The organism is Prosthecobacter sp., from assembly GCF_044222565.1.
GTDB lineage: Bacteria > Verrucomicrobiota > Verrucomicrobiia > Verrucomicrobiales > Verrucomicrobiaceae > Prosthecobacter.
Map to the genome: position 1 here is coordinate 304876 of NZ_JBGANA010000004.1, position 16408 is coordinate 321283.

Annotated in this window: 11 protein-coding genes; 7 read left to right on the forward strand and 4 right to left on the reverse strand. The window is 60.9% G+C overall.

The features are described 5' to 3' along the window. Positions 1-134 precede the first annotated feature (134 nt). A complete protein-coding gene (locus ACILSR_RS07835) occupies positions 135-779 on the forward strand; it encodes a hypothetical protein (RefSeq protein ID WP_395749189.1) in 645 nt (214 codons plus the stop codon). Here ACILSR_RS07835 and ACILSR_RS07840 read toward each other — a convergent pair. The 3 genes from ACILSR_RS07840 to ACILSR_RS07850 all read right to left on the reverse strand — a co-directional run bounded on the left by ACILSR_RS07840 (position 761) and on the right by ACILSR_RS07850 (position 5968). Further along, positions 761-3016 carry an FG-GAP repeat domain-containing protein gene (locus tag ACILSR_RS07840; protein WP_395749190.1) on the reverse strand — a complete coding sequence of 752 codons (2256 nt, stop codon included), beginning with the start codon at positions 3014-3016 and terminating at the stop codon, positions 761-763. The genes ACILSR_RS07835 and ACILSR_RS07840 overlap by 19 nt on opposite strands. A gap of 59 nt (positions 3017-3075) precedes the next feature. Continuing rightward, the gene (locus tag ACILSR_RS07845) at positions 3076-4923 is read right to left on the reverse strand and encodes a hypothetical protein (protein ID WP_395749191.1); all 1848 of its coding nucleotides are present in this window, start codon (positions 4921-4923) and stop codon (positions 3076-3078) included. Positions 4924-4996: 73 nt separating this feature from the next. Then, positions 4997-5968 carry a S1C family serine protease gene (locus ACILSR_RS07850; protein WP_395749348.1) on the reverse strand — a complete coding sequence of 324 codons (972 nt, stop codon included), beginning with the start codon at positions 5966-5968 and terminating at the stop codon, positions 4997-4999. 479 nt (positions 5969-6447) lie between these two features. Here ACILSR_RS07850 and ACILSR_RS07855 point away from each other — a divergent pair, with 479 nt between their 5' ends. Beyond that, positions 6448-7179 (forward strand): uracil-DNA glycosylase family protein, encoded by a 732-nt coding sequence (locus ACILSR_RS07855; RefSeq protein WP_395749349.1) that lies wholly within the window; start codon positions 6448-6450, stop codon positions 7177-7179. 248 nt (positions 7180-7427) lie between these two features. Here the strand turns inward: ACILSR_RS07855 and ACILSR_RS07860 are convergent, their stop codons facing one another. Beyond that, a complete protein-coding gene (locus ACILSR_RS07860; RefSeq protein WP_395749192.1) occupies positions 7428-8882 on the reverse strand; it encodes an IS4 family transposase in 1455 nt (484 codons plus the stop codon). Positions 8883-9026: 144 nt separating this feature from the next. Between ACILSR_RS07860 and ACILSR_RS07865 the strand changes: the two genes are divergently transcribed. From ACILSR_RS07865 to ACILSR_RS07885, 5 genes are all read left to right on the forward strand, one after another. Then, positions 9027-10538: a hypothetical protein gene (locus ACILSR_RS07865; protein WP_395749193.1), complete on the forward strand. Its 1512-nt coding sequence runs from the start codon at positions 9027-9029 to the stop codon at positions 10536-10538. Positions 10539-10878: 340 nt separating this feature from the next. Further along, positions 10879-11565, forward strand: coding sequence for a hypothetical protein (locus ACILSR_RS07870; protein ID WP_395749194.1), 687 nt, complete (start codon positions 10879-10881; stop codon positions 11563-11565). Next, positions 11562-12347, forward strand: a complete 786-nt coding sequence (locus ACILSR_RS07875; protein WP_395749195.1) for a hypothetical protein — start codon at positions 11562-11564, stop codon at positions 12345-12347. The genes ACILSR_RS07870 and ACILSR_RS07875 overlap by 4 nt, the downstream gene beginning before the upstream one ends. 288 nt (positions 12348-12635) lie before the next feature. Next, positions 12636-13316, forward strand: coding sequence for a hypothetical protein (locus ACILSR_RS07880; protein WP_395749196.1), 681 nt, complete (start codon positions 12636-12638; stop codon positions 13314-13316). Between the two features lie 977 nt (positions 13317-14293). Next, positions 14294-16294, forward strand: coding sequence for a DUF4132 domain-containing protein (locus ACILSR_RS07885; RefSeq protein WP_395749197.1), 2001 nt, complete (start codon positions 14294-14296; stop codon positions 16292-16294). The last annotated feature ends 114 nt before the right edge of the window (positions 16295-16408 follow it).

Genomic DNA, 16408 nt, shown 5'->3' on the forward strand with positions numbered 1-16408 from the left:
CCCGCTCCGCCCAGCCTCCGCACTTCGGGTCATGCCCCACCATGACTCCAGATCATGACCTTTGTCTGCATGCACGCAACGCCTGTCTCATTTACATGAGCTGCCGAGTTCAATTATAAAGAAACTTCCGCAGAATGAAACGCAGAATTGAACAGGCACACATCGGCTCCCATCATTCCGCTTTGGCGCTGAGCCCCAACAACATCTCCATCGAAAGACTGTGCCTTCCCACGGAGGAAACTGCCGAGGAGCAGCCTCCGGCGAAAAAGCCGCTCAAATCCCGCCAGTCCCAGTTCAATCCCGACTGGCACGATGCCAAGGAAATCGTGGTGCCCTTTGACGAAAGTTCCTTTTCCGGCCTCCTGGTGGATGAAAAGACCTTTCAGGCCGCTTATTCCCGCAACCTCCCGCCCCAAAGGCTGGACCATTTCCGGCTGAACACCATGCCGACCATTGGAAAGGTGGCGCTGACCCCCGACTGGCTGGAAGACTTGCTGGGCTTCTGCCACGCGTTGCTGCTCTTCGTCGAGCTGCTCCTGCTGGTTTGGACGGCAGCACTGCTTCTCTCGGGCTTCCCCATATCAAAGGGGTTCTCCTATGTTCTGGTGGCCCTGTGGCCCCTTTCCCTCGCCGCGTTCAAGTTTGTCTTGGCAAAGCCCATGGCCTGCCGCCTCCTAATCTGGTTCGGCGCCTGCCTCACGACTGTTTCCTGGCTGCTCTGGTCCCCGTGGTCCCAGGACTTCATCGCCCGCTCCTCCTCCTACTTCTTCCGCACATAGAGCAGCACCCGGTCATGCGTCAGCAGGCACAGGTCCAGCCGCCCGTCCCCGTTCAGATCCATCGCCCCATAATCATGCGGCTCATGCTCCAGCCCCGTCTTCCCCCGGAAATGCGGATCCGTTTCAAACACCCGGAAATACATCGCACTCTCCCATTTCTGCCCTGCCGCCGGCTGAAAGATCTCCACCACCCGGCTCTTCGCCGAGTCCAGCAGCGCGATGTCATCCACATCCTCTCCTGAAAAAGACGCCGCCACCAAATCTGAGGCCGCCGTGTCCTTCAGCTCGCTGTCAAACGTCGCCACCGTCTCCAGCTTCAGCGTCGCCCCATCCAGCGGCGCCAGTTGAAAGCTCGTCTTGCCCAGCAGCAGCAGCTTCGTGCTCTTCGCCACGTTCGTCAGCACGCACTGTTCGGGCGTCATCACCGGCAGTGCATGCGAGTGGTCCGTCCGGTACACCTTGTCCTCACCCGCCGTCAGTTCATGCAGCTTGCTGTGCGCCGCATCCAGCAGCATCACCGTCACCTTGCCATCCTTCCGCGTCACCAGCGCGCTGTGCAGTTCCGCCGCCGCATCCGGCGCGTTGAACTGCTCCACGATCTGCGCCTTCCCCTCCGCATCCACCTTGAAGGCTCGCGCCAGCTGCTGATGCGCGATCACGATCTCGTCCTTCCCGTCGCCATCCAAATCACCCGTGCTCAGCGCCGCCGGCGCCAGCTTGTTCACAAACGAATCGGGAATCCCCTCCACCCGCTTGTACGGCGCCTTCGCGTCCGTCGTGCTCAGCAGCAGCTGCAGCGGACCCAGGTTCGAAAACAGCGCCAGATCCCCGCGCCCGTCCTGGTTCGCATCCACCACCCGGATGCCGTTGATCCGCCCCGTCTTTACCGTCAGCTCCTGCGTGCTCGCCGTAAATCCCTTCGCCCCTGCCGTCTTCTTCAGCGTGATCAGCTGTGGCTTCGACTTGATCTCGCTCACGCACAGAATCCCCGCATCCGTCGTCAGCGTCAGCAGCGTCTCGCCCTCCTTCGCCTGATAGGCCACCTCCGGATACTGCAGCCGGTTCTCCTGCCAGTGCGCCACACCGATCGACTGCTCGCCCGGGCTCAGCACCACCAGCTCCGCCTTCTTGTCCCCATCCACATCCGCGATCACCAGCGCCTCCACACCGCTCAGCAGCGGAAATTCGCGCCCTTCCTTGAAGCTCCCGTCCGCGTTCCCTTCAAACAACCACGCCCGTGCCGCCTTCGGCTCGGACATCACCACATCCGCATTCCCGTCCCCCGTCAGGTCCCCATGCGCCACCGCGCCGTTCTTCGACTCCGTCGGCGGCATCGCATAGCGGATCGTCGCCGCCCGGTCGCTGTTCGGCTCCGCCTTTCCCTGCACCAGCCGCGCCACCTCCACCATGTTCGTCTCGTTCTGGATCCACACCACGCCGTTCTTCTTCTCCCCCAGCCGGATCCCATGCAGCCAGTGCCTGGACGCCTCGATCTCCAGCCGCCACTCCTCTCCAAAAGTCGTCCCCTCATGCTGCAGCCGCACCAGCAGCGCGTCCCCCTCCGGTGCTGTGTAAAAAAGATCCGCCAGCCCGTCCCCATTCAGGTCACAGCACCCCAGCCCCGCGCATTCACCTTCTCCCAGCGCATGGTTCTGCGGCTCCGCCCATTCCCCGGGCTTCTTTTGCAGCAGCACCATCAGCCGGGTGTTCGTCAGCAGCGCCAGGTCATCGCGCCCGTCTCCATTCAGATCCCGCGCCACCAGCGTCTCCGTGTCATCATTCGTGGAGTCCAGCGTAAACTCCTTCTTCGTCGTCCATGCTCCCTTTTCGTCCTGCATCCGCAGCACCAGCTTGGCCTCTTCCGTGATGTAGGCGATGTCCGCCTTCTTGTCCCCGTTCCAATCCCCCGCCACCAGCGCCATCGCCGCATGCCCGATCACCAGCGGCTGCTTCTCAAACCGGGACGCCTCCAGAATCGGGTTCCACCGGTCCGCGCGCGCCGTCTTCTCAGGCTCGCCCGTCTTCACCCCCTCCTTCCGCTGCAGCAGAAACTCGATCCGCGCCCGCGAGCCATTCACGATCGCCAGATCCGTCAGCCCATCGCCATTAAAGTCCGCCGCACGTGGACTCGACGTGTTCCAGTCCAGTTTCACGATCTCCGGGCCGTCAAAATACAGCGCGGGTTTCTCAGCAAGAACACTGCTCGCAAAAAGCAGCGGCAAAAGGGCGAGTCGCATGGCGTGCGGTTGAATAAAACTAAATCAGGAGGTGATGAAATCTGTCTTCTCTTCCCAGCCTACTTCGCCTCCACCGGCGTGGTCAGGTAGTGCACCTGGATCGCGTCCGGGTGCATGTAGCTCGCGCTCAGCAGGCTGCCGAAGTACTTCTCAAACGTCGCGTTGGACGGGCGCGCACCCGGGTCAAACCAGCTGCTCGCCGCCTCGGCCACCGCTTCCTCAGCGCCCGCCTTCTTCTTGCCCGGCCCCTTCTTTTTCGGTGCATCCGCCTTCGCTTTGCCCGCGCCCGACTTGCTCTCCACCGTTGCAGCCGCCGTGGCGATCATGTTCATCAGCCGCCCGGCGTCAGTCACTCCCACGCCGCTGTAGTTCTTCGGCGTCAGGGAGAGCAGGTTCTGCACATTCGCGCTTTCCCACACACTCGGACCAGACGGGTCCTTCATGCGGCCCAGCACCTTTTTCAGCGTCTCCTGCGGCCCTACGGATACCAGGAGATATTTCCCCGTGTTGCAGTACGCCACCTCCGTCGCCGCGTTCGCCGTCTGGGACATCTTCATCGTGTTGATCGTGTACCCCAGGAAGTCGCTCTCCTCAAACGCGCCAAATCCCGCTCCGATGAACCGCTTCAGGCCGTCCAGCGCTCCGCCCAGCTTGTCCGCGTCCTTCACCTTGAAGCCCATCACCTGACTTTCCTTCGTCCCGTCGCCGTCCTGCACCTGGATCACTTCATCCGCCAGGCTCCCCAGCAGATCTTTCCGGATCTTAAATCCCAGCTGCCCTTCCAGTTCCCCCAGCTTCATCGCCGCCACGATCGCCACCGGACCGATTTTTCCCATCAGTCCAAAGATCGAGTCATACACCTTCCCCAGGTCCATGCGCGTCACACTCGCCGTCAAAATCCCCGCAGGAATAAACGTCGGCAGCGTCACCTCGTTTGCCGTTCCACGCATCAGCGAGATCAGCCCCGCCGGCTTCTCCGGGTGCAGGATCGTCAGGTCCATCCGCGCCTGCGTGTCCGTCATTTCCGCTGTCAGCGCCACCGCCTGCAGTTCCTCCGCTCCCAGCAGGTCCATCACCATCTTCGGCTCGAAGCTGATCCCCATCCCGCTTTTATCCTTGTCCCCCGCCTTCTTCTTCGCCGCCTCCGCCGCCGCCAGCGCCTTCTCTCCCAGCTCTACCAGCTTCACACCATTGAAATAGATCAGCATGTCTCCACCGCCGTTCGTCATCTGGCCTATCCGGCTCAGGTGCTCCCGCGGCACCCCCGGTGCATCGCCCGCATTGTTCTTCAGCGCTCCGATCATGTATTCCATCAGCCCGCGCCGGTTTGCCTCGATCATCACATCTCCCACCACCGCCCACGCTGTGTTCCATGCCGCATCCGCCCCTTCGCTTTCCGCCGCGATCTGCACGCTCACCCCGCCGATGTCCTCCGTCCGCACCTTCAGGTCCGGACTCCCCTTTTTCTTCAGCTCCACCTCCGCCTGCTTCTGCGCCTCGATCTCCTTCTGCTTCCCCGCCACCTCGAACAGCGACACGCTGGGCGGATTTTTGTCAAACTCCGTGAAATCACCGATCACCAGATACTGCACCACCGCTCCCGGGTACTCCTTCAGCGTGTCATACATCCCGCTCCCAAACGTATCCTTGAAAAACTTGTCCCACGGCGCGTCGCCTTCTTTACGCATCGGCGCCATCCAGCGCTTCGCCTCGTCGTCCTGCATGAATTTCGCGTAGCTGCTCTTCTCCCAGTCAGCCAGCAGTTCAGGAGTGTTCTTGATCGCTATCACCCCCACCGTGTTCTTCGGCATCAGAGTGTACCATTGCTCCAGCCGGTCGGCGGCGGAGGCGGGGAGAATGCTGAGGCTGGCCAGCAGCAGGGAAAGATAAAAGGGCGCGCGTTTCATGAAATTGGATGGGGAAGGGGATGTGTTGAAATGATTGGGTTGAACTAACTCGACTTCGGTACCTACTGAAACATCAGCCGCCTGTGGTTACAGATTCCACCTTTGTTTTTTCTTCGGGCGGTGCCGGCGGCGGCAGATAGCGGAATCCGCTGTTCGGGTTCCGTGGGTCAAACGCAAACGCCTCGCGGTTCTTCAGAAACAGCTTCAGCACATTGGACGGGATCGAAAATCCCAGGCCCTCCACGCCTACTCCCGCCGCCTTCATGTTGTTCACCCCCACCACCTCGCCACGCGCATTAAAGAGCGGGCCGCCCGAGTTCCCCGGATTGATCTGCGTCGTGCTTTGAATGTACCACCGCCCCCCGCTCTCACGCGCGCGGATGCTCACGATCCCCTTCGAAACCGACCTCTCCAGCCCCAGCGGACTCCCGATCGCAAACACATCCTGCCCCTGCGTCAGCGAGTCAGACTCCCCCATCGGAACAAACGGCAGCTTGTCCACCGCCGGGTCATCGATCTGCAGGATCGCCAGATCCAGAAACCCGTTCATCGCGATGATCTTCACCTTCGTAAACGGCACCTTCTCCAGCCCGTCCGGCTTCTTCCGGTACACCACCACCGTGATCTCACGCTCCCCCGCGATCACATGCTGGTTCGTGATCACATACCCCAGCTTGTTGATGATGAATCCGGATCCCAGCCCCGACGCCGTCTGGATCTGCACCACAGACTCCGCCACCCGCTGCACATTCTTCTCCACCGTCATCGCCTCACGTGCAGGCTCCACAAAATAAATGTCCTCACCCTGCACCGCCGCCGCCTTCGCCCCTGCCGGCAGCGCCTTCTCCAGAAGGGAAATATCCGTGCGCGGCACCGTCAGCACCGTGTGCCCCAGGTCCAGCACCACCGCATCCTCCCGTTCCTTCAGCATCTCCCCTCGCAGCTCCGCACCATTCTTCAGCACGATCTTCACATTATCCGCCGCCGGAGAAGTCACCGCAAAGCACACCGCCGCCAAAATTCCGAAACACAGGTTTTTTCGCATCACGGCCACAAACGTCAGGGAGCCCCCGAATAAATCAACACCGCAGAAAATGAAAAATCACAGATCCTAGGCTCAAAAACCACCTTCCCCGTCAACAGCACCACCCATCAGCTCCGAACCCACTCAGGAGAATCTGGTTCCGCCTGCATTGCTCCAGAGCAACATCATTCCCAGCTCCCGCCCGCCACCGCCATGGCTCTCCCTCAACCCTCTGAAAAAATCTTTTTACCCCCAATCTTTTTACCCTTCCTCCGGACCTTCACCTCCCCGCCCATCCCGAACACCTGCGCACAAATCTCCGGCCACTCCTCCGCTCAAACCCAGCACCATCCCCGTCTAACCACCCTTCCGAAAAAATCTTTTTTTCCCTTTTACCCTCTCACCCACGCACCCTCCTGCGCCGCGCCCCCTCTCCACCACGACTTCTCTCCGCACACCTTGACGGCATCCCCCTCCGCGCATCTCATGCGCCCATGCCCATGCCCATGCCCGCCACCGCACTCATCGCCGCCGCCCAGACCCTTCGCGAGTCCCTCCGTCCCCTCCGCTTCGCCGCCCCCGTCGAGTACGTCTATCAGCCCCTCGACTACGCCTGGGCACCTCACGAGACCTACCTCCGCCGCTTCGGCAGCAGCAAAAAACGCGTCGTCCTCGTCGGCATGAATCCCGGCCCCTTCGGCATGACCCAGACCGGAGTCCCCTTCGGCGAGATCGCCGCCGTGCGCGACTGGATGGGCATCCATGAACCCGTCGGCAAGCCCGAGCGCGAGCACCCCAAGCGCCCCGTCGTCGGCTTTGACTGCCCGAATTCCGAAGTCAGCGGCCGCCGCCTCTGGGGCCTCTTCGCCCAGCGCTTCGGCAAAGCCGAAGCCTTCTTTGCAGACCACTTCGTCGCCAACTACTGCCCCCTCGTCTTCATCGAAGCCAGCGGCCGCAACTTCACCCCGGACAAACTCCCCGCCGCCGAAACCATCACCATGGAAGCCGCGTGCGATGCCCACCTCCGCTCCGTCATCACCGCCCTCCAGCCCGAATGGGTCATCGGCGTCGGCGCCTTCGCCGAAGAGCGTGCCAACCGCGCCAAAGAAACCCTCCGCGGAACCTTCAAAACCGGCCGCGTCCTCCACCCCAGCCCCGCCAGCCCCGCCGCCAACCGCGACTGGGCCGGCGCCGCCACCAAGCAGCTCGTGAAGCTGGGCGTGTGGGAGTGAGGCACTGTGTGGTTCATCCTTGTGCTTCGAGGGGCTTTGCCGCGGCATGCAGCAAACCCACCTGAATTAGACCAGTTCTCGAAAAGATTGTCATATTGAACCGGCGAGCGCAGCGGCCCCAGTGGCAAGGCGGGAGCGCCGTCTGCTATTGAAGAATAACAGGCAAGCGACTAACGCAGCCAATGGGGCCGCTCCGCCGCCCGGGCAATGTGACAAGATTTTTGAGAGTTGGTCTAAACCTAATGCCGCTAAGCAATGTTGGTGATGGTGAAGTTTCTGGGGTTGGGCAACGAAGTGGGTTTCATCATTCGGGGCCATTTGTCCACGGGGCGTCGGACTCTGCGCTGGCAGGATCTTAATCGACGTGGCGGCAAGGCCGCCTCTGCGATCTGAACACGCACGCGTCTGACCAGTTCTCCCTGTGCCTGTTTGTCCATCAGCCCCTCTGAGGACTGCAGCACCAAAAACAGCGCCGCAACGTATTCCTGGCACATCGCAAAGCTGATGCGCAGCGCTCCGGCCTGTCGCACGGCCTGGTCCGGCGAGACTGCCGCAACGGCCAGACGTTCCTCCGCCAGCAGCGAGCAGGCGATCATCATCGCAGCCACCTGCTGCGCTGCTGTCTCGGTGCGCTGCCCTGCCAGCAGGCTGCCCTGGTTGACCTGCAGCTTGAGTTCCTTGTAAAAAAGCTCCTGCTCCCAGCGCCGTGCATAGAGCTCCAGCAGTTGCTGTGCGCAGGCCTGCTGCTCACTGAGGCTGGTCCACAGCCTTACCTCCGCCCACTGGCCGTTGCCACAGCGCATCTTTCCGCGCACCTCACGCACCGTCAGCGAACTGACTTTCTGCGGCGGGTGCTTGCGCGGTCTGCCACGTGTCCTGGACGCTGGTTCAGCGGGTGCTGGCTGCCCGGCATCTTCCGCCGGGACCGGCTCACGCTCACGCAAGGTCACCGTGACTTGCGCGCTGCCGTCACCACAGGGCTGCTGGACTTTGACGTTGAGCTTGTCGCGCACGCGCACCAAAAAATGGCTGCTGCGAGTCGCACAGTGTTTTTGCAGTTCCTGCAGCATCGGGGCCTGCCCGTAGTAGCGGTCCAAAATCAACAGGCTCTTCTCTGGCAGCGACTCCCACAGCGGCTCGATGAGGGCTTTTTCGCTCATCGGCCCAAAGTCCATGGCAACGCCCAGCGGCGCGTGCGTGCCCAGCTCCACCAGCACGCTGGCGGAGAGCTTGGCAAAGGCAGCCTCGGCGCGTCGCGTGCGCACCTTGGCCACCTGCGCGTTGATCTGCGGCGTGTTGAGCAGATCGAACTGGATGCCGTCAATGCCCACCAGCAGCAGGCCTGCAAAGAAGCAGTCGGGATGCTGGTCTGGCCGCGCCATCGGTCTGAGGGCGTGGCGCATGACGGTGGTGAAGGGTTCAAGCTGCATGTGCGCGCGGCGCTGACTTAAAGCCGAACTGCTCAACCGCACAGCAAAATAGCGCCGCATGATATGCTCCAGGCTGCCGCAGCGATGCAAGCACTGTGCGGTAAGCCCCGCGATGATCTGCCAGCCCTGCAGCTTCTGCCGCGGCCCCTGATGACGGCCTTCAACCAACCCGGGAAACTCCAGCAACTTTTGATCCATCCAACGCCACAGCCGTGCCTGGAGAGAGGGTTCAAAATCTGCGGGTGAAGGATCAGGGATGGATGCGGTTTGCATCCATCTTCAGTTAACCGTGCAGTTCATTTGTACAGCACTCTTTTTCGACGCATTCTTTTTTTTGCTTAGCGGCATTAGGTCTAAACCGCAAAGGTGGAGAGAGTGCCCGGAGGTTTCGCGTTCACAGCGCGGAGGAACTCACCCATGAAACGACTGCACCTGCTCATCTGTCTCTGCATCAGTGGGAATGCATCTGGAGCCCTGCCGCACGAACCCATTGAAATCGGCCACACGCCGCAGTTCGTCCTGGACCTTCAAGTGGTGGACTCCACCTGGGGCTTGAAGTCGAAAGGCGAGCCGGTCACTCGCGTGCTGCATCAGGCGAAAAAGCATGCCGGCAATCCGCTCATCACAGAGGATGATCCCAGCCACCTCTGGGTGCTGCGTGAGGACGATGGGCTCTTTCGCATGTGGTATCAGGCCAATGTGAAAAACGCCGCGGTGTCCACGGGCAAGGGCATCTACTCCGTCTCGGTGGCCTACGCAGAGTCGAAGGACGGCATTCACTGGGAGAAACCGGCGCTCGATCTGTTTCCTGATGCAAAGAAGTACTTCCTGCCGCGCAATTGCGTGATCCATCATCTCGACCAGCCGCAGTGCGAATCTGGCGCGCCGCAGATCCTCGAACTGCCGGAGAAAGATCGCCACGGCTATCGCTACGTGATGCACTACCTGATGACTTCCGCGCCAATGAACGGCCTGCGCCTCATCGGTTCCCAAGACGGCATCCACTGGGACTTCGCGAAGGACACACGCATCGCGAAGCTCTCCAGCGACACGCACAACATCATTCAATACGATGCCGGCCATGAGGAATACGTGATGTTCTGCCGCTCGAAGCACATCTACCGCGCCCCCGGGCAGACCAAGGAAATGACCAGCAGCGGCGAATCCCGCCGCGGCATGTCACGCATGAGCAGCAGGGAGCTCTGGACTGAATGGCAGGTGCGCCCGCAGACCATCCTCATGCCCGACGAGCGCGATGCGGAGCTGGGCTACAACTACTTCATGGCCATGCCCGTGCATCAGCACGCCGGCATCTGGTGGGGCATGCTCGCACCCTTTTTATGGAATGACCTCTACGCCAGCGAGATCGCCTGGAGCCATGACGGCTGGGGCTTCCAGCGTCTGCCAAAGCGCGAGCACTTCATCGAGTTCGGCCCCGCAGGCGCCTTCGATCACTCCATGGTCGTCGCCACACCACGCTGGGTTGAGGTCGGCGATGAATGGTGGTTCTACTACGCCGGCTTCGATGCTTCGCACGATGATTCCGTGCACCGCAAAGGGGCCATCGGCCTCGCCACGATCCGCAAGGAGGGTTTCATCTCCCAGCATGGTCCCAAAACCGGTGGCGTCGTCTGCACCCGGGCCATGCACTGGCCCGGCGGTGATTTAATCGTGAACGCAGACGCCCACGCCGGAAAATTGCAGGTGCGCGTCTCAGACGAACTGCGCAAACCCATCGCCGGTTTTGACTACGACGACATGCCGGCCTTCACCGGCGACAGCGTGAACCACGAGGTGAAGTGGAACGGCAAATCCATGGACGAACTCAAAGGCACCGTCGTGCGCCTGGAGTTCCAGCTCCACGATGCCGACCTTTACACCTTCACCGCAAGACCCCCGGCACAGCCGCCAGCCGGCAAGCACCCATGACCACTCTTGCCAGATCCACCCTCACCTTGGCCGGCATTGGGTTGCTCTGCTGCCACTCCCATGCCGCCGTAAAACGGGGACAGGGTGCAAATAATAGACAAAATCCGCAGCCCCTGTCTCCCCGCCTGGTTCTCCGGAGATGAACTTTTCAGCTGAACGCCCGCCGGCAAGCAGATCTCCCCCCTTGCCGTTTCCCCGTTCAGTTTCGTAATACCACCATGAGCGAGTCGCCTGCATCATCCGCAGCCTCCCAGCCTCTGAACACTCACTCCACACGCTCTCCCCTCCCACACTTCAGGCTTGTCTCACCCCAACCACTCCCCTTAGCCTGCCACCCTCCATGACCGTCCGTAAAACAACCGCGGCCGCATTCCTCCTCCTCGCGACCACCCCCGCCTTCGCCGGCATGCCCTCGCTCGATCTCACCGATGTCGCCAAGGCCCGCCTGGACGTCATCTCGTTCTTCATCTTCGTCTATCTCCTCTGCGCCCTCATCTTCCGCTGGCTCTGGAATCTCCTCTCCAAAGACTTCGCCTGGATGCCCCGCCTCACCTTCAGGCGCTCCCTCGCACTCCTCATCGTCGCCGGCCTCTTTCTCTACTTCATCCTCACCATGATCTCCGGCGCCCGCGAGCTCATGACCCCCGGCGCTTGGGCCAAAAACGGCATCACCTACAAGCTCCGCACCCCCGACCGCGATCCCCAGCCCTGGCTCGACGCCGCCCGCCAGCGCTGGCTCGAAACCCTCCGCGATGCCCTGCGCGACTACGCCGCAAAACACGACGGCAAACTCCCCCCGCACGCCTACGTCACTGACTTCAATGCCACCCTTTGGAAAGGCGCCAGTCCCGACGGCCACTGGCTCATCTACATCCCCGGCCTCACCTTCGGCCCCGCCAACCGCGTGCTCGTTTACGAGCCCGCCACCTACGGCCCCAAACGCTGGGCCCTCCTCACCGACGGCACCGTCGTGCAGATGAATGCAGAAGAACTCGACGAACGCGTACGAAAGGAGTTCGGCCCATGAATGACATAGCTGACACCTCGGAAAAATACTCCCCATCGAGAGTGTTTCGCAAGGTGATGAAAGGACTCCTGTTCGTGATCCTCAGTTTGTTTGTGCTGGGCTTCTTCGAGTTTTTTTACCGTCTGGCCTTTGGCTGGGCGCATTATCTGAGCCAGGTCATTCCGCAGACTCAAATCAATGTAGAATTGCTGCTCTGTTCACTGGCCGCCCTGCTGCTCGGCATGCTCGGCCTGCAGTCGCTCATGTCACGCCTGCGGTCATCAGGCCGCTGGCACTGGCGTTACACCTTCGCCTGGTGCGCCATCCTCATCCTCATGTTCAGCACCAGCATCGCCGCCGTCGGCATCGTGCACCAGACCGGCTGGCTGTTTCGTCTGCCCGTCTGGTACGACATGAACATGGGCCGGCAAATGAAGGCCGTGAGCAATACCAAACAAGTGGTCCTGTGTGCCCAGCAGTATGCGAAGTATCACGACGGCAGACTCCCCGACACCATCGCCGACATGATCCCCGAGATCATCTCCGACACCCGCATCTTCTGGGCCAGCGTTGACTACGCCATGCCCCCCGAACCCCTCGTCTATGCCGGAGCCGGCCTGCATGACAACGACGCCGCCACCCTGCCCATCGTCTGGTCTGCCCACGCCAGCGCCAGCGGCAAACGTGTCGTCGCTACCCTGGACGGCAGCGCCTTCGTCATCACCGAGGAAAAATTCCAGGCCATGCTCGCCACCTTGCGCGAACACCTCGCAAAATCCCAGCGCAGCATGCAGCAGCACTGACTCCAGCCCCTCCATCCTTAGGAAGACGAGGTCAGGTTACAAATAATCGACAATTTGAACGACTTTATAAATTAGTTCATTGGCCATTCGAATCTGATTTTCTGACCTCCGATGATTCTCGAAAGGCTTGCTCCAACGCCTTCAGCATGTGCGGTTCCGCCCCGCGATCGATCCAAGGCGAATGCGCCACGTCATCACTGACTACAATGCCCAACGGTTTGCGCTCAAGAATAGCAAGCGGACATAAAGCACCCTTGCCGTTCCCCCGTTTAGCACCATAATACCACCATGAGCGAGTCGCCTGCATCATCCGCAGCCTCCCAGCCGCTGGACACTCACTCCCCACCCGCGCCCGCCAGTCAGGCAAACGAAACCACATCACCCACCGGTCTCGAAACAGCCCGCAAAACCTTCCAAGAAACCGGCCTCGCCTTCCCGCAGCTCCCTCCTGAACTCGCAGTCGCCCTGGAGCAAAAAGACATCTGGGTCTTCGCCACCCGCGAAGTCAAGATGGCGCTCCACGACATCGACCTCTACGTCGCAGAAAGCTTCCACCCACCGCCGCCCTACCTCGTGCTGGCAGATGCCGGCCACGGCTTCAGCGCCCACAACATCATCTACTACCAAGTCTTCGGCCCCCTGCACCTCTTCCTGCAGTCGTCTTGGGGTGGCGTCTCCAAAGTCACCGAAAGAGACGCCCTCGAAATCGAGCAATGCTTCACCCTTGCCGATGAAATCCTGCAGACAGCCAAAACATCCGGAAAGCTCAAGCCAGACGAAAAACTCATCATCGTGTGCAAGAACACCCTCTGTCACTGGGCCCTGTCTTTGTCCGGCGACACACGGCGGTCCCTGATCTACGAAGAACGCCCCTCACACTTCCTCGCCAGAATCTTGCGCTGGCTGAAAAATCCCAAGCCCAGACACCCCCGGCCCGCCCCCGTTCGCCAACAGGTCGTCGTAAGCTGACCCGCCCAGCGCAGCGTCCCAGCCTCAAGCCGACCACCCTGTCCGCCCCTGGGAAACAACAGCCCAGCGCCCAGCTCCGCCAATGAGATCTCCCCTCCTTCCGGTCAGGCGAACAAAAAGAGCGAAGCCATTTCATACCACGACCTATGATTGCGACTCGCCGAATAGACTGACGATCTCGCATTGAAGGCCAACGGCCTTCCGTCATTGAGCCCAGGGATGCCGAGCGATAGCGAGTGATTCCCTGGGGTTTGCAAGCACAGCCCGGGGAGCAAACCCATCGCTTTCTTAGCACACCGCGTTCACCAGCAGCGTCTTCACGTCAATCCGTCACAGCCACAGCCTCCGCATGCCCCCAGCCCCCAGCCCCCGGTTTCAAGCTTCACGGGCATTGCATTCGCGTTAGTCTATTGAGCACTCATCAATAAGTAGCCCCACGCTCTCACCAGCCCCAAAGGGGCCACCTACCGAAGCCCAGGGCAAAGCGAGCCTCAGCGAGCACCGCCCTGGGTCAGACACCACCAGCCACCCAACAGGAAAGCAAACCCACCACCTCGCCACACCCCACGAGTCCCAGCAGCGTCCACCTCACGCCCCGCCCGAGCAACCCTCCCGCCACTGCTCTGCCTCGCCGCATCCTCTCAAGACAACAGCCTTCCCCTTTTCCCCTGCGTCCTTTCAAACGCACCGCTCACATCCCAGCTCCCAAATCACCCCTCTGAAATTTTTCTACCCCTAATCTTTCTACCAAAAAAAATCCGCCCCTGCGTCCCATCACACCGCCCCAACACTCCAACACAAATACAAATCACACCTCCCCTTCTGAAATTCTTCTTCCCAAAATCTTTCTGCCCAAACATTCCCTCCCGTTAGCTCCCAGCCCCAACTCAAAATCCTCACCTCTGCGGTCTTGAAATCTCTCCTTCCGCCTCTGAACGTGCCGATCACTAGCTGTTTCGTCCCTTGCTCTCCTCGCTATGTCCACAGAGTTCGAACACCATCTCACGCAGTACATTCAGGCCAGGCGTTCCCTTCAAAAGCCAAAGCCGCCTGATCCTGTCCTGGCCCTGCCGCCTGAAAAGCAGCAGGAGATTCTGCAGGCGGCTCTGACGCTGCCATGGACTGATGAGATGTACTACCACAACCACTTCGCAGGAGTGCTGCTTGCCGCAGGCGTGCCCGCAGCGGATGAACTCATCCTTTCCTGGCTCATCAGACTCGGCGAATGCACCTATCCCTTCAACTCCTTGCCGATGGAAGACTTGGTGACATGGGCCGAGCAGCGCCAGTCCTCCAGCGGCTTTTCAGTGCGCCTTCTCACCTTCCTGCGGCAGCATCACCCCCAGTTCTCCAAGCTAAAAACGGACAAGCAATATCGCGCCTTGATGCACCGGCTGGCGGTGGCTCTCGCCCTAGTCAGCAGCGATCCCATTCCCACCCCCAAAGACGCGTGGACCGCCAAAGCCCTCGCCTGGCGCGACTCCCTTCCTGCCACGGACCGCGCCACGTGGGAGTCCCTGCTCAAGCTCGCCAGCACCCAGAAGTCAGGCAGCCCGTCCAAATCCTACCTCAAACAGTCCGAAGCTCTCGCTGCCAGCCTGCCGCAGTTCACCATGATCATGCAGGACATCTTGGAGTCTCTCGGACGGGAGGGCCCCGTCGCAGTCGCCTGGCGCGGCTTCGCTACGGACATGAAGAATCTGCTGGATGAGGATCACACCGACCTTCTGCGCGCGCTGATCTGGGTGTGCGCGCCTCACGCCACACTGACCGATTCACTACGCGATGCCAGCGCACGTTGTGCCACCAAACTCAAAAACATCGGCCCGCTGTGTGCCAAGATCGCCGCCGCCTGCGCAGACACCCTCAGCCGTCAGACCGTGGAGACATCGGCAGCCTCCCTGTCCATGCTTCAGAGTTCCGTGAAGCACAAGAACACGCGCAAGGCTCTGGCCAAGGCCCAGACCTCCATGGCGAAAAAAGCCGGCGCAGATTGGAGCGCTTTGGAGGAGCAGCATGTGCCCGATCACGGTTTTAAATCCGGGCTTCGCATCGGCTCATTCAGCGTGAGGCTCGGCAGTTCAGCCTCCGGCCAGCCGGAGCTGGAGTGGTGTGAAGACGGCGGTGTCCCTCAGCGCTCAGTCCCGGCAGGCCTGCGCGTCACTCACCCTGACGAACTGCAAAGCATCAAGACACTGCTGCGCGATGTTAAAAAGACCCATCGTGCACAGGTGCTGCGCCTGGAAAGGCTGATGTGCCAAGGCCGTGATCTGTCGTTCGAGATCTGGCAGGAGCACTATCTCGATCACCCGATCGTCGGCCCACTCACGCGTCGTCTGCTTTGGAGATTGGGCAGGGAGCTAATTCATCTTCACGAAAATCCCGCCACCTCTGGCAGCTTGGGCGCGAGCATAACTTGCAAGGCTCTCGATGGGCGTACCATCACCGCTTCCACTGATATGCCCGTGCGTCTCTGGCACCCTGCCGAACTCAAAGACGATGAAATCGAGGCTTGGCAAAAGTGGACATTCAAGAACCGCTTCATCCAGCCCTTCCAGCAGGCCTTGCGAGAAGTGCTGCGTGCAGAAGGTGACGCAGAGACCACAGAGGATCTCCGCCACCGCGGCGAGCTTCTCCACCAAGGCGCTTTCGCGGCCCTATGTCGTGACCGTGGATGGCTCTACAGCTTTCACGGCACCCCCGAGCAGTTCCAGCCCTGCATCCATCATCCCCGTGCAAACATACGTGGTGCCATGACCATAACAGAGGAGCTATACCCTGACGGCCGCCCCGGCCTGTGGTTGCGAATCGTCTGCGTCCAGTTCTATCAGGGCACGCACCTTCAGCCCCTCCTCTCAGTCCCTGCCGTCATCTACAGCGAAGTCATGCGCGACGTCGGTCTGTTTCTCGCAGCCAGCCAGTCCACCAAAGATTCAGGCTGGCGCGCCATGGTTCCCAGCGCGGAGACCGAGAAGTAGGCCCTCTCCACACTGCCCCAATACTCCAGCCCAAAACGAATCACACCTTTCACTCTGAAATTTTTCTACCCCTAATCTTTCTACCAAAAAAAATCCGCCCCTGCGTCCCATCAC